The organism is Falsochrobactrum ovis, assembly GCF_003259955.1.
GTDB lineage: Bacteria > Pseudomonadota > Alphaproteobacteria > Rhizobiales > Rhizobiaceae > Brucella > Brucella ovis_A.
Map to the genome: position 1 here is coordinate 33,645 of NZ_QLMK01000009.1, position 12,446 is coordinate 46,090.

Here is a 12,446-nt window from a genome sequence, read left to right on the forward strand (position 1 = left end):
AATTATGCGATAAATCTTTTCGATTTATGGAATGGAAAATTCATCCCGGAGCTTAACACGCCTTAGACCAATCCGTTACGAGCAATTTGCGACTTGCTTTTTACTGCGGCTTGGACCTGCTCAGCAGGGTGCTTTGACTCTTTGCGCAGCCATAACGCCACCGCAACCCGGCAATATTGGGGTCGTCCTCAGTCATCTTTTTCAAGCATTTCTTTAACAGTAGTAGCTAACTGTTTGAGAGAGAACGGTTTTGGAAGGAAACCAAATTTTGCATCTTCGGGCAGATTGCGGGCGAAGGCATCTTCTGCATAGCCGGAAACAAAGACAAATTTTATATCCGGATAGGTTTTACGCAATTCGCGTAACAAAGTGGGGCCGTCCATTTCCGGCATCACGACGTCTGAGACGATGATATCCACTTTACCGTCTAATTCCTCCAGCACTTCCAATGCTTCCACGCCGGAGGCAGCTTCATGAACTGTATAGCCGCGGGATTGCAGTGCCCGCACGCCACCCATACGTACTGCGTCCTCATCCTCGACCAGCAGGACGGTTGCTGATCCTGAAAGGTCAGTCGCTTTTTCGGCGTCTTTTTTCTTAACGGACACAGTGGAGTCCTCGGAGCCTTTTTCTACAATCAGGCGCGGGAGGAAAATCTTAAAAGTTGTCCCTTTTTCAAGCTCGGAATCGCAATAAATGAAACCGCCCGTCTGCTTGATAATGCCATATACCATCGATAGGCCGAGGCCCGTGCCCTTCCCCACTTCCTTGGTGGTAAAGAAAGGTTCGAAGATTTTTTCGACGATATCAGAAGGTATACCCGAGCCATTATCTTCGACTTCGAACAATACATAATCGGCTTCTGGCAGATCGCGATAATGCAGGGCAGAAATTTCTTCCGCTGGGACATTGCGCGTACGAATGGTGATCTCGCCGCCTTCTGGCATCGCATCACGCGCATTAACCGCAAGATTGACCGCGACTTGCTCAAACTGACCGAGGTCGGCCGTCACAGGCCACAGGTCTCGGCCGTGTTCTATCTTAAGTTTGATATCTTTACCGACCAAGCGCGCGAGAAGCATACGCAAATCTGCGAGAACATCTGTCAGATCAAGAACTTCAGGTCTTAGCGTCTGTCGGCGAGAGAATGCCAACAATTGGCGCACCAGCGAGGCAGCGCGATTGGCATTCTGCTTGATATTCATGATGTCTGGGAATGAAGGGTCAGCAGCGCGATGGTTGCTCAACAGCAAGTCTGACGACATGATTATTGCGGTCAACACATTGTTGAAGTCATGCGCAATTCCGCCAGCCAGCTGCCCAACCGCTTGCATCTTCTGGCTTTGCGCCATTTGATTTTCGAGCGCTTTTTGTTCCGTGGTCTCAACAGCTGAAATAATGGCCGCTTCTTCGATCGCTTCTCCGCCCAAATCAGTGACTGCACTAAGATAAAAGCGAATATGGCGATCTTCATTACCCGGCAGAACAGTATCGACCGGGGAAATAATCGCTTGCCCTGCAAATGCGGCGGCGAGCGCGTTATTAAACGCTTCACGGTCGCGTTCATGCACCACGTTCTCAAGCTTCATACGCCGATCAATGTCATCTCGATCAACTACGGAAGAGAAAATATCAAGGAAGCGCGCATTGGTACGCAAGGTACGCCCTTCGGCGTCCACTGCTGCAATAGCCATCGGTGCGGAGTTAAAGAAACGCGTAAACCGCACTTCAGACGAACGTAACGCTATCGAATCATCATCACCTTCAGCACGATCAAGAACAATTGTGCGGCTGGTGCCCGGACTGCCATCACGTGCTGCCTGTACGCGATGATAAAAACGCACGGCAAGACTCTGCCCATTTTGTTTGATGAGGTCCAGATCAATCACCGTATTACGGCTGGTTCCGGGTTCTGCTTTAACCGCTTTGATAAGCGCCATTCCGCTGCCGGCAACGATCTCGTTTAGCGTCAAGGAACCGGGTGCAAATTGCGTCAGATCAACACCAAGCCAGCCAGCGAGCGTCGCATTGAGATAAATGATACGGCCCGCTGGGTCTGCAGAGAAAAACCCTGCCGGGGCATGATCAAGGTGGTTAATTGCTTCCTGCAGCTCTTGAAAGAAACGTTCCTGCTCGGATCTTTCTTCGGAAATATCAGCGATCTGCCAGACAATGAGTTGTCCTTTAAACTCGGCCCCGCCGTCGAAAGGACGTGCCTTTATACGATACCATACGGGGTTAATATTTGTCCCGTTGGGGTGGAGTAATCCGTTGGAAAGGCGAACTTCCTCCTGTGCGGATTGCCCATCATGCACCGCATTGGTCATGCGATAAATTGCATCGGAGGCTGCGGGTTCTTGTGAAAGAATATTATCGAGCGAGCGGAGATCCTCGACGCCCGTTGCGCCGGTCATGCGAATATAGGCTTCGTTGGCATAAACGATCTGACCACGCGCATCGGCAATGACAGTACCTTCTGGCAGCGTATCCATAAACGCTTGCGCCAAATTCTTGCCTGTGTCGCGTTGTTTAAAGCTAATCAAGCCTATCGCCATGCCGAACAGGTAAAAAACCCCTATCATCGACAAAAGGCCCATCAGAACCAGTGCGAAGCCCTCCCCCAAACTCTTATGGAAGAGTGCATAGAGGATAGCAGTGCAGATAAGCACGATGCCGAGGATCAGCAGTCGTATGCCCGCTCTGGAACCATGCTTTGGCATGAGAAGCGGTTGTTGATGGTTGTGGTCCGTCTGTCGCGACATCAGGCGCATTGCCCTTTCGTGGTGGCTTGGTGCCTATGGAGGAAACAATTGTTTCCGATCATTTCATATTCTGGAGGAAGCGCTAGCTCATTCATAAAACAAAACCAACACATTCCCGGTTATATTTGAACTTGAGCGGAACTGTTCCACATTTTTCACATATTGCTTGGTATAGCCGATTCGCCAAAGGGGTTAATCGCACGTCAATAAACTTTGGGGCGTCTGATCAGACATTGAACGAGCGTTTTCTTGATTTTGGTTGGGGATCATTGGTTTGACCTAAAGCGTTGCTACATTCCCATCTTAATCAAATTGAACTACTCTTCGGCAAAATAGTTACTATAAGACTCGCCGCTTGATGCGGCTTTTGCTCCGCAAACTTTTGGTGAGTATGAGAGGATTATCCGCATGAAAGATTGGCTCAGCGGTTTTTTGGGTGAAAACACTGTAAACTTCGGCGGATTCATCCTTATCCTAGCGCTTATTATATGTGGAATTTTCGTGGTTCTCGCATTTATGCGTCGCATCGGAGGTGGAAGCTTTACCGTCGGCGGACGTAACGCGTCTTTACCCCGACTTTCCGTAATGGATGCTGCCCCGGTTGATGCCAAACGCAAGCTGGTCTTGATAAGACGAGATGATGTTGAGCATTTGCTGCTTATCGGCGGGCCAACCGATTTGGTGGTGGAGCAAAATATCAATAAAGAGACATGGAACGATCAGAAAAGATCGCCATCACGAATTGAACCGGACGATGTTGAACGATTCCGCCAGCGTGAAGCAGCTCTTGGGGCCAATATTGATAGCACTATTCAGCTGAATTCGCCGATTGAGCACTCTGAACCGGTCGCTCCGAAGGTTTCTACGCAAGCCGAAAAAGTAAATCCAGCGCATTCGTATTTACAGCAACCCATCAGCGCCGTTGCCCCACAGATCGCAAGGCGTGAAACTCAGGCACGTGAAATTCCGTCTGCCCCGCGCCCTGCTCCGTCGCATCCTCCGCAGCCCCGGCAAGTCTTGCCGACGCAACCATCTGAACCGCAATCTGGGCCTAGGCTCCATCCTGCCTATCCGTTGAGCCAAGTTTCGCGCGGTGTCTTAACATCCACATCTGGGGCTTCAGCATCATCAGCAGCAGGGTCAACATCGGGAGCATCAACCAGTGCTTCAACGAATGTTGATCTGGGTAAGGTTAACCCAGCTGCAGAAGCTTTGGCGCCAAGGCCCGTTCCTACGCAGGTGACAGATCCGGCTGTTCAGAACGAAGCGGATAGGGCGCCAACTCGTCCTTTCAGCGAATTTCAATCTTTTGCAGATGTTGGTAGTTCTGATCCGGGTTCAGATAATAAGGATCTGCGTGTCACGGATTCGTCTTTGAACCAATCGGCAGATAGGACGGAGTTGTTCGATACGGTAGACTTTGAAACAGAATTGCTTGGGTCTTTGGATATTTCGCCTATTGAGCCCGAAGCAGAGCATTCCATTGAAGATGAGATCGAAAAGCTACTTGGGGATCTGGGCAAGGAGCGCAACCCCGACAGGTAGTGAAACCGAAATTGTATTGCCAAAAATAGCAAAAAGGCTGCATGAAAATGCAGCCTTTGTAATTTCAAACAATCGCGCTTAATTAATCGTCACGGTAGACTTTTTCGCGACGTTCATGCCGCTCTTGCGCTTCAATAGAAAGTGTTGCGATTGGACGAGCGTCTAGCCGCTTCAAACTAATCGGATCACCAGTTTCCTCGCAAAAGCCGTAAGTGCCCTCATCAATACGGCTAATTGCTGCATCAATTTTGGAAATCAGTTTACGCTGCCTGTCACGCGCGCGTAACTCAATTGCCCGGTCTGTTTCGGAGGATGCCCTATCCGCCAAGTCCGGATGATTTGCGTTTTCCTGCTGTAACGCTTCCAGTGTTTCACGGGCTTCACGCAGGATATCATTCCGCCAAGCAATCAGCTTCGAACGGAAATAAGACTTCTGCCGTTCATTCATGAACGGTTCGTCTTCAGTGGGCCTATAGTCAAGGTCGATTAATTCACTCATTCTGAATCACCCCACATCTAGGAGACGCGAGCGGTTATATAAGTCCAACTCAACGAGGACACAACCGAAAATAGCTCCAACCCCCAACATTTTAGTAATTTTCGATTGAACAATACTTACGCAATACCTCAAATACACCTACGGCAAAGGAGTTGCATTCTAAAACTCTATAATGTTTTCAGTCATTTAAATTGTTATCTTCTACCAAAACAGCATAATTACACCTTTCCCAATAGACCACAACCGTGAGAGATGACGGTATGCGTGCATTTCGTTTGGCTCAAGAAAACGCGATGTCGCTATTGGTCCTGCAACTTGCGGAGAAGTGTGGCAAGATAGCCAATGAGGAATCGCATGGGACTATAAAATGAGCCAACTTCTCCTTCTTCGACATGCAGCGGCAGCAAAAGCGGCTTTTATGATGAGCGATTTCGATCGCCCTCTTGCCGAAGAGGGGCGCGCATCGCTTGAAGTGCTGGCGAATGCAATCTCGGAGGCTAAGCTCTTTCCTGATCGAATTTTGGTTTCAGCATCTTCTCGAACCAGAGAAACCGCTTTGATTTTAACGGAACGCTTGGGACGGACAATTGAAACTATTGTCGATGACATGCTCTATAATGGCGGCACTATAGATTATTTGGATAGTATAAAACGGCATGGGAATGTTGATCGGTTAATGCTGGTCGGCCATAATCCAACTATAAGTGATTTGGCGCTCGCCCTCACCGGGGAAGACACTGCGCATGCTATTTCAAGGCTTATTTCTGGATTTTCGCCATCAAACATGGCGACAATTTCTTTTGAAACAGCACTTTCGGATATTGAGACTAAGCAAGGTCGCCTCGAAAGTTTCCCACTACCTTGATAGTCAGAAATTAAGGATCTGCATCGAACTATATTGCTTTTGTCATTCTGTGGTTCCTATTTATAAGATTAACAGAGTGCCGAGACGGAAAAGCCATTGGGAAAATTGACCAGCTTCGGCGACGAAGCAAAAATCGCCTTTGATACGCTGACAGATCGCGCAAGCAATCTCCTGTCACCTTCTGTTCGTTTGGGGGTCACTGGGCTCTCGCGGGCTGGTAAGACGGTATTCATCACATCGTTGGTGCACAATCTGGTGCATGGCGGTCGGCTGCCGATGTTTGAGGCTTATAAATCCGGGCGAATTTCTCGTGTGCTGCTGGAGCCGCAGCCTGATGACGCTGTACCCCGCTTTCAGTATGAAGAACATTTAGCTGCTTTGCTCGATAAGCGAATTTGGCCAGAATCAACCCGAGCAATTTCTCAGTTACGATTAACTATTGAATTTGAAGCCGCGTCGGCCTGGGGGCGTTGGCTGTCGCCCGGACGTCTATCAATCGATATTGTCGATTATCCGGGCGAGTGGCTGCTAGATCTTCCCCTTTTGGGAAAGACATATCAGGAATTCAGTGCAGATTCGTTTTCACTCGCCAATGAGATCACCCATAAAGGCTTGGCAAAAGAATGGTTAGCGGAGGCCCAAACGGTCCATGCCTCTGAGGATGCGGACGAACTGACTGCGCAAAAACTTGCAAAAAGCTTCACAGCCTATTTGCGAGCTGGCAAGGCGGATGAGCGTGCGCTGTCCTCGCTCCCGCCGGGACGATTTTTGATGCCCGGAGATTTGGACGGATCGCCCGCTTTGACCTTCGCTCCTCTTCCCAATCTCACTGAAAATGATTTTAAACCGGGCAGTCTCGGCGCGATGATGCAACGCCGCTACGAGGCATATAAAACCTATGTCGTTAAGCCGTTTTTTCGAGAACATATTGCGCGTTTGGACCGGCAAATTATTCTGATTGATGCAATGCAAGCCATGAATGCAGGGGGTGCGGTCGTTGCGGATCTGGAGCGCGCTTTAACTGATATAGTTTCCTGTTTTCGTTCGGGACGAACCAATTTGCTTACGGGATTAATCCAGCGTCGGATTGGCCGAATATTGGTGGCAGCGACAAAAGCCGACCAGCTTCATCATGAAAGCCATGACCGGTTGGAGGCTATCGCCCGACGTCTTGTTGAACGTGCGATACATCGCGCTGGAGTATCTGGAGCCGACATTGAGGTGCTGGCCATGGCCGCAGTGCGGGCCACGAGAGAAGCAAGCGTGAAGGAAGGTCGAGACAGTTTACCCGTCATTGTCGGCACCCCCCTTAAAGGTGAGCGAATTGATGGAAGGCTTTTCGATGGTGAAACCGAAACAGCTATATTTCCTGGGGATTTACCGTCCAATCCCGATGCAATTTTTCAACATTCCGCAGATGCGGAATCGGCTGTGCGATTTGTTCGTTTTCGGCCGCCCAAGTTGGAAAGGACTGCCGAAGGGGTAACGCTTTCTTTGCCCCATATTCGGCTTGACAGAGCTTTGCAATTCTTGATTGGGGATCGGCTGGTATGAGTAAAATTCCTCCGAGAAAACCCACGGCATTCGATATGGGCCCTACCAATGAGCGTAAGCATAAAACAAATGATGCGCCCAGCAGCCCTCGCCGCCCCCGAGCCGTTTCTGATCTTGAGCAGCTTGTCATTGAAGCGGATATTTTTGCCCTCAGTGCTGAAGAACAGGAAGAGCTAGCAGCTCTTGATCCGAATTTTGAGCCACAACCCTCAAGGCATTGGTCTTTAAGTCGAATTTTGTTTGGTGCGCTTGGTATTCTTCTTTCATTTGCCGTGGGCATCTGGATTGAGGACTTAATTAGCGCACTTTTTATACGCGCCGACTGGCTTGGATGGACCGCCTTAAGCGTGGCGATTGTCGCGGCTATCGCTTTTATCAGCATTATCTTTCGCGAGTTGCTAGCCCTTCGGCGATTAGCCTCGGTTCAGCATTTGCGCAAACATGCCGTAGATGCGGCTGCACACGATGATATGGCAGCGGCGCGCAAAGCCGTTCAATCTTTGCGTTCGATTGCAAAGAATTTGCCCGAAACCGCTCGTGGGCGCCAAATGCTCGACAGTCTGACCGATGATATTATTGACGGACGCAATCTGATCAAACTTGCAGAAACCGAAATTCTGCGCCCACTTGATCAAGAAGCGCGAGCGTTGATTTTACACGCTTCACGTCGGGTATCAATCGTCACTGCTATCAGTCCGCGGGCTTTATTGGATATTGGCTATGTTATTTTTGAGTCGGCCCGTCTCATTCGAAGGCTTTCGCAAGTTTATGGGGCTAAGCCCGGCTCCTTGGGATTTATGAAACTGTTGCGCCGGGTGGTGGCACATCTTGCGGTAACGGGAACCCTAGCGATGGGGGATAGCGTAATTCAACAATTGGTGGGACAGGGGCTTGCTTCGCGATTATCGGCCAAATTGGGCGAAGGTGTCGTTAATGGGTTGATGACTGCGCGGATTGGCATTGCCGCAATGGAAGTTGTTCGGCCCTTCCCGTTCATTGCAGAGAAACGGCCGGGCGTCGGCGATTTTCTGAGCGATCTAGCGCGCATGGCTGGGCCAAGTCAAAAGACGAAAGCTAGCAAATAAGCGCAGCTTGCTTTATGAAATCTTGACGTAACGTGCGTATGAGAACGAAGCATTAACCATTCGATAGGATTATACAGACTGTGATTGGCGATAGGCCATTCGCAAATTGACGAATCCACCCCCATTTGGGCTGTTAGCCCCGGACAGAGCTGAACATGAAGAAACATATTGCTGCCTGCCTCACGCTGCCCGCTCTGCTTTTGGCCGCGCCTGCAATGGCTGCTGACAAAGACGAGAAATTCTTCCGCTCTATCGAAGGGCAGTGGTCGGGACCTGGCGAAATCGTTGCTGGAAAATATAAGGGTACCAAGTTTGTTTGCAATCTCGAAGGTACGACACCGGAAGCTGCGATCGGAATGACGCTGGATGGCTCATGTCGCGTCGGTGTGTTTTCGCAGGCAATGAAGGCGACCGTGACCCGGGTTGGCAACACTTATTCTGGCAAATTCAACGATGGCGCTGAAGGAAAGGGATTGAACGTCACGTCAGGATCGGTCAGCGGAAACCGCGTCATATTGGGGCTTAATCGCAAAGAATTAAATGGCGCGATGCTGGCCCGCGTTGCGGACAAAAACACGATGAATGTGACTGTCTCAGTGAGGGTCGATCAAGATCTTATTCCAGTCATTGGGATGAGTCTAAAGCGCGTCGATAATACGGCGGTCGGTAGTATCGCAAAAAACTAAGCAGATCCTATTTCTCGCCACCAGCCCGCCGATGCGCGGGCTTTTTCGATACCTGTTTGTTCACAGTCCTTTTCCCATTGCGAGACGGTTCGCCCGGTAATCACAAGATCAGGGGCGATATCGTTCAGTGGAACCAAGACAAAAGCGCGTTCGGAAATGCGTGGATGCGGGAGAATGAGAGTTTCCTCAGACATATTGACCGCCCTTTCCGCTTCGTCGAGCATCGCAAGAATATCTATATCAATGATGCGAGGTCCCCAGCGCTCCGATCGTACCCGTTTCAATTGACGCTCTATCTCCAGACAAACATCAATGAGATTTAACGGCTCTAAATCAGTCTCTATCTCAGCGCAGGAATTATAAAACCATGCCTGATCTGTTTTCCCCCAAGGCGGAGTGCGGTAGACGGGGGATACTTCAATAACTCTCGTATCACTACGGGAGTCGAGCAATTGCAGTGCGTTTGCCATAGACACGATGGGATCATCGAGATTGCCGCCCAAACCTAACCAGGCGCGAAAAGATGGCTGCTTTTTGCTCACTGGGGATAAGTCACTGTTACTTCAACGTAATCCAATACGCCTGGTACCGGTGCATTGGGCTTTCGAACCGTGATTTCCGCACGTTGGATTTGAGGAAAGCGTTCTACCAATGCGCGCCCAACATCAAGAGCCAAAGTTTCAATCAGGTAACGTTGCCGGCCAGTTATAATGTCTTGAATGACGGAAAAAGCGATGCCGTAATGAACAGTGCCCTCAATATTGTCTTCTAACAGCGAATTGCCCGGTTCTACGTCCAGCACAGCATCAACGTAAAAGCGCTGCCCAAGGGCGTGCTCTTCATCAAGCACACCGTGGTGCGCAAAGAAAGCGCAATTCATAATGCGAATTGTGTACACGGTTTTAATCCTACTCTGTTGCTGCTTCGCTTTGCAGGATAGCATCAGCAACTGCAAGAGCGTCCCTATTAAAAGCGACATTATGGACCCGGAAAATGCTCGCTCCAGCCAATCGCATTGCAATAGAGGTCGCAGCCGTTCCAATATCTCGGTTCATCGGTGCATCCTGACCAGTCATAGCGCCAATAAAACGCTTGCGCGAAGTGCCAACCAGCAGCGGATATTCGAAAGCCTGAAGCTCTCGAAAACGAGCCATTAAAGCAATGTCTTGCTCGGTGTTTTTGCCAAATCCAAAGCCCGGATCTAAGCATATTCGCGATTTTTCAACACCACATTGTTCGGCGATCTGGAGCGAGACATTTAAAAAATTATGCTGATCAGCGATTACGTCTTGATCGGTGATGCGGTCGCGGCTCGTATGCATGATAACGAGACCTGCGCCAGTTTCTTTCGCAATGGCGGCGATTTCGGGTTCCCTTTGCAGCCCCCAGACATCATTGACGATATGGGCCCCGGCCTCGACTGCCCTAAGTGCGGTTGAAGCGCGATATGTATCAATCGAAATAAGGCAGTTAAATTGTTTAAGCGCTGTGATGACGGGAATAACCCGCGCAGCTTCGGTTTCTGCGTCTATCGAGGCTCCGCCGGGCCTGGTCGATTCTCCGCCCACATCAATGATAGTGGCGCCTTCATTGAGCATTTTTTCAGCATTCGCCAATGCTTGATCAAGTTCATTATAGCGTCCACCATCGGAAAAAGAATCCGGCGTAACATTAAGGATGCCCATGATGATCGATTTTGATCCAATAGCGATGTTACGGCCGTGAGCGAGCTGCCAGAGTTTCGACATTTCAGATAGTTTCCAACCGGGGAATGAGGGATGTAAAAGCAGGATTAAAGATAGTCAGCCTAGTTCTCGTGATGTTGTTAGAGTTCTCTTGACCTTTGCGTGCCATGTTACACATGTGTTTATGAATTTGATTTAGCTTTTTGAAGAGGCACCGGGCACATGTCATTAGGAAAATGGGTTCTAGCCACCAGCCTGACGCTCTTGGTCGCTACATCCCATGTGAACGCTGCGTCAATCCACAAAACTATTCGCTATTACGACATTAACGGCAAAACCGCAGCAGATCTCGATAAGGCCCTGTCAGCCAGCGGGCCATTCCTCAAAAAAACTGGTCAGCATCATCCGGGTGCTGCTCAAATCCGTTTTGATGCAAAAGTGCGCTACGGGCGAAATTCTGGTGATGTTCGGTGTAAGGTGCAGGATGTTTACGTCAATATTCATGCAAAAGTTACACTTCCGCGTTGGAAACAGCGGCGGCGAGCGTCCATTGAGCTCGCCTTGATATGGGATACACTCCTTCGCGATATTCGCAGGCATGAAGAAAGCCATATTGTAATCGCCCGCAGTTATGCCAGTGAAATGGAGCGCCAAATACGAGCGCTCTATACCCGGCGCGATTGCAGCACTTTGCGGGCTGATATCGACAAAGTCACCAGTAAGCTGATGGAGCAGCACGATAAAGCACAAGAACGTTTTGATCGTGTGGAGACAATCAATTTCGAAAGCCGTTTCGAGCGCCTCCTGACATATCGAATGGAGCAAATGCTAAAACAAATTCGTTAATGTCAGCAGCGGCGTGGGGTCCCTCGCCGCTTTGGATTACTCCACACAATCGATCTAATTTTGTGGTTCAGGCGGTCTAGTTCTGACGTTCGGGAACCTTCACCACCAATCCGTCGAGCTCGTCGCTCACACGAATTTGGCAGGAAAGACGGGAAGTCGGCTGCACTTCATAGGCAAAGTCCAACATATCTTCTTCCATCGCATCCGGCCCACCGACAATGCCAGCCCACTCTTCGTCAACATAGACGTGACAGGTTGCGCAAGCGCATGCGCCTCCACATTCTGCATCAATGCCGGGAATTCCGTTGCGGATTGCAGCTTCCATTACGCTTGATCCGTTGTCAGCCTCGACTTCTGTTCGCAATGAGCCGTCCGCAGACACGAATATGATTTTTGTCATTGTTTAAGTTCCTAAGCACGCCGGTAGGCAGAGTTTTGATTCACTGGCTTACATCTGGGGAGATAGCGAGAGTGGATATATAATTACCGAGCCAAATACGGCCTTCTCGCCATAAGTTCAACTGTGGGCAGCGCTGAACCTTCGATATGCGCCAAAATGCCGTTATTTTTATTTCGTAGCTTTTTCTGTGTGTTTCTCACGTTTGGACTGCCCTGCGGCGCTATAAAGAGTTACAGTACCGCAATGTTTAATTGCTGTTCTAATTTAATAATCTTTTTTAGCTGACAATCTAGGTTAGGCGATAATGTTAACGAATTTCAGTGCGGGCTTTGCAGTCAATTTTGCTGTATAATTGATTTCCACAGGTGCGCAGCAGGTAAAAAAGCCAGAATTCGGGGTTTTTCATATCGGCGCCCTATTTCTGTTAACCTTATATTTAAACTTTTAGGCATCGCTGATCTGCGCCTATTTCCTAAATAAGGATGAGCCGGTACGATGCAAAATAGCGGAAAAAATTCG

12 protein-coding genes are annotated in these 12,446 nt (G+C 49.5%); 6 read left to right on the forward strand and 6 right to left on the reverse strand.

Features of this window, described 5'->3' with window-relative positions:
• Positions 1-188 precede the first annotated feature (188 nt).
• On the reverse strand, positions 189-2,762 hold the full coding sequence (cckA, locus tag C7374_RS11015) for a cell cycle histidine kinase CckA (protein ID WP_111575682.1): 2,574 nt from the start codon (positions 2,760-2,762) through the stop codon (positions 189-191).
• Between the two features lie 408 nt (positions 2,763-3,170).
• Here cckA and C7374_RS11020 point away from each other — a divergent pair, with 408 nt between their 5' ends.
• Positions 3,171-4,307, forward strand: coding sequence for a flagellar biosynthetic protein FliO (locus C7374_RS11020; RefSeq protein WP_111575683.1), 1,137 nt, complete (start codon positions 3,171-3,173; stop codon positions 4,305-4,307).
• Between the two features lie 82 nt (positions 4,308-4,389).
• Here the strand turns inward: C7374_RS11020 and dksA are convergent, their stop codons facing one another.
• On the reverse strand, positions 4,390-4,806 hold the full coding sequence (gene dksA / locus C7374_RS11025; RefSeq protein ID WP_111575684.1) for an RNA polymerase-binding protein DksA: 417 nt from the start codon (positions 4,804-4,806) through the stop codon (positions 4,390-4,392).
• Positions 4,807-5,173: 367 nt separating this feature from the next.
• On the opposite strand from dksA, the gene C7374_RS11030 reads away from it, so the two are divergent.
• The 4 genes from C7374_RS11030 (at position 5,174) to C7374_RS11045 (ending at position 8,996) form a co-directional block, all read left to right on the forward strand.
• Positions 5,174-5,671 carry a SixA phosphatase family protein gene (locus tag C7374_RS11030; RefSeq protein ID WP_111575685.1) on the forward strand — a complete coding sequence of 166 codons (498 nt, stop codon included), beginning with the start codon at positions 5,174-5,176 and terminating at the stop codon, positions 5,669-5,671.
• Positions 5,672-5,767: 96 nt separating this feature from the next.
• Positions 5,768-7,225, forward strand: coding sequence for a YcjX family GTP-binding protein (locus C7374_RS11035; RefSeq protein ID WP_111575686.1), 1,458 nt, complete (start codon positions 5,768-5,770; stop codon positions 7,223-7,225).
• Positions 7,222-8,310, forward strand: a complete 1,089-nt coding sequence (locus C7374_RS11040) for a YcjF family protein (protein WP_111575687.1) — start codon at positions 7,222-7,224, stop codon at positions 8,308-8,310. Before C7374_RS11035 ends, C7374_RS11040 begins: the two co-directional genes overlap by 4 nt.
• A gap of 155 nt (positions 8,311-8,465) precedes the next feature.
• Positions 8,466-8,996, forward strand: a complete 531-nt coding sequence (locus tag C7374_RS11045; protein WP_111575688.1) for a hypothetical protein — start codon at positions 8,466-8,468, stop codon at positions 8,994-8,996.
• Here C7374_RS11045 and folK read toward each other — a convergent pair.
• From folK to folP, 3 genes are all read right to left on the reverse strand, one after another.
• A complete protein-coding gene (gene folK, locus C7374_RS11050) occupies positions 8,993-9,466 on the reverse strand; it encodes a 2-amino-4-hydroxy-6-hydroxymethyldihydropteridine diphosphokinase (RefSeq protein WP_111575736.1) in 474 nt (157 codons plus the stop codon). The two genes, C7374_RS11045 and folK, sit on opposite strands and share 4 nt — an antisense overlap.
• A 68-nt stretch (positions 9,467-9,534) precedes the next feature.
• A complete protein-coding gene (gene folB / locus C7374_RS11055; protein ID WP_111575689.1) occupies positions 9,535-9,894 on the reverse strand; it encodes a dihydroneopterin aldolase in 360 nt (119 codons plus the stop codon).
• Positions 9,895-9,904: 10 nt separating this feature from the next.
• Complete coding sequence (gene folP / locus C7374_RS11060) at positions 9,905-10,744, reverse strand: dihydropteroate synthase (protein WP_111575690.1); 840 nt, start codon at positions 10,742-10,744, stop codon at positions 9,905-9,907.
• 159 nt (positions 10,745-10,903) lie between these two features.
• On the opposite strand from folP, the gene C7374_RS11065 reads away from it, so the two are divergent.
• Positions 10,904-11,527 (forward strand): DUF922 domain-containing Zn-dependent protease, encoded by a 624-nt coding sequence (locus tag C7374_RS11065; RefSeq protein WP_111575691.1) that lies wholly within the window; start codon positions 10,904-10,906, stop codon positions 11,525-11,527.
• A gap of 76 nt (positions 11,528-11,603) precedes the next feature.
• Here the strand turns inward: C7374_RS11065 and C7374_RS11070 are convergent, their stop codons facing one another.
• Entirely contained in the window at positions 11,604-11,927 is a 324-nt protein-coding gene (locus C7374_RS11070) for a 2Fe-2S iron-sulfur cluster-binding protein (protein WP_111575692.1), read from the reverse strand.
• Positions 11,928-12,446 lie beyond the last annotated feature (519 nt).

Coding starts and splice junctions, on each gene's coding strand:
- cckA (WP_111575682.1), bottom strand. CDS start 2,762: ATGTCGCGACAGACGGACCACAACCATCAACAACCGCTTCTCATGCCA.
- C7374_RS11020 (WP_111575683.1), top strand. CDS start 3,171: ATGAAAGATTGGCTCAGCGGTTTTTTGGGTGAAAACACTGTAAACTTC.
- dksA (WP_111575684.1), bottom strand. CDS start 4,806: ATGAGTGAATTAATCGACCTTGACTATAGGCCCACTGAAGACGAACCG.
- C7374_RS11030 (WP_111575685.1), top strand. CDS start 5,174: ATGAGCCAACTTCTCCTTCTTCGACATGCAGCGGCAGCAAAAGCGGCT.
- C7374_RS11040 (WP_111575687.1), top strand. CDS start 7,222: ATGAGTAAAATTCCTCCGAGAAAACCCACGGCATTCGATATGGGCCCT.
- C7374_RS11045 (WP_111575688.1), top strand. CDS start 8,466: ATGAAGAAACATATTGCTGCCTGCCTCACGCTGCCCGCTCTGCTTTTG.
- folK (WP_111575736.1), bottom strand. CDS start 9,466: ATGGCAAACGCACTGCAATTGCTCGACTCCCGTAGTGATACGAGAGTT.
- folP (WP_111575690.1), bottom strand. CDS start 10,744: ATGTCGAAACTCTGGCAGCTCGCTCACGGCCGTAACATCGCTATTGGA.
- C7374_RS11065 (WP_111575691.1), top strand. CDS start 10,904: ATGTCATTAGGAAAATGGGTTCTAGCCACCAGCCTGACGCTCTTGGTC.
- C7374_RS11070 (WP_111575692.1), bottom strand. CDS start 11,927: ATGACAAAAATCATATTCGTGTCTGCGGACGGCTCATTGCGAACAGAA.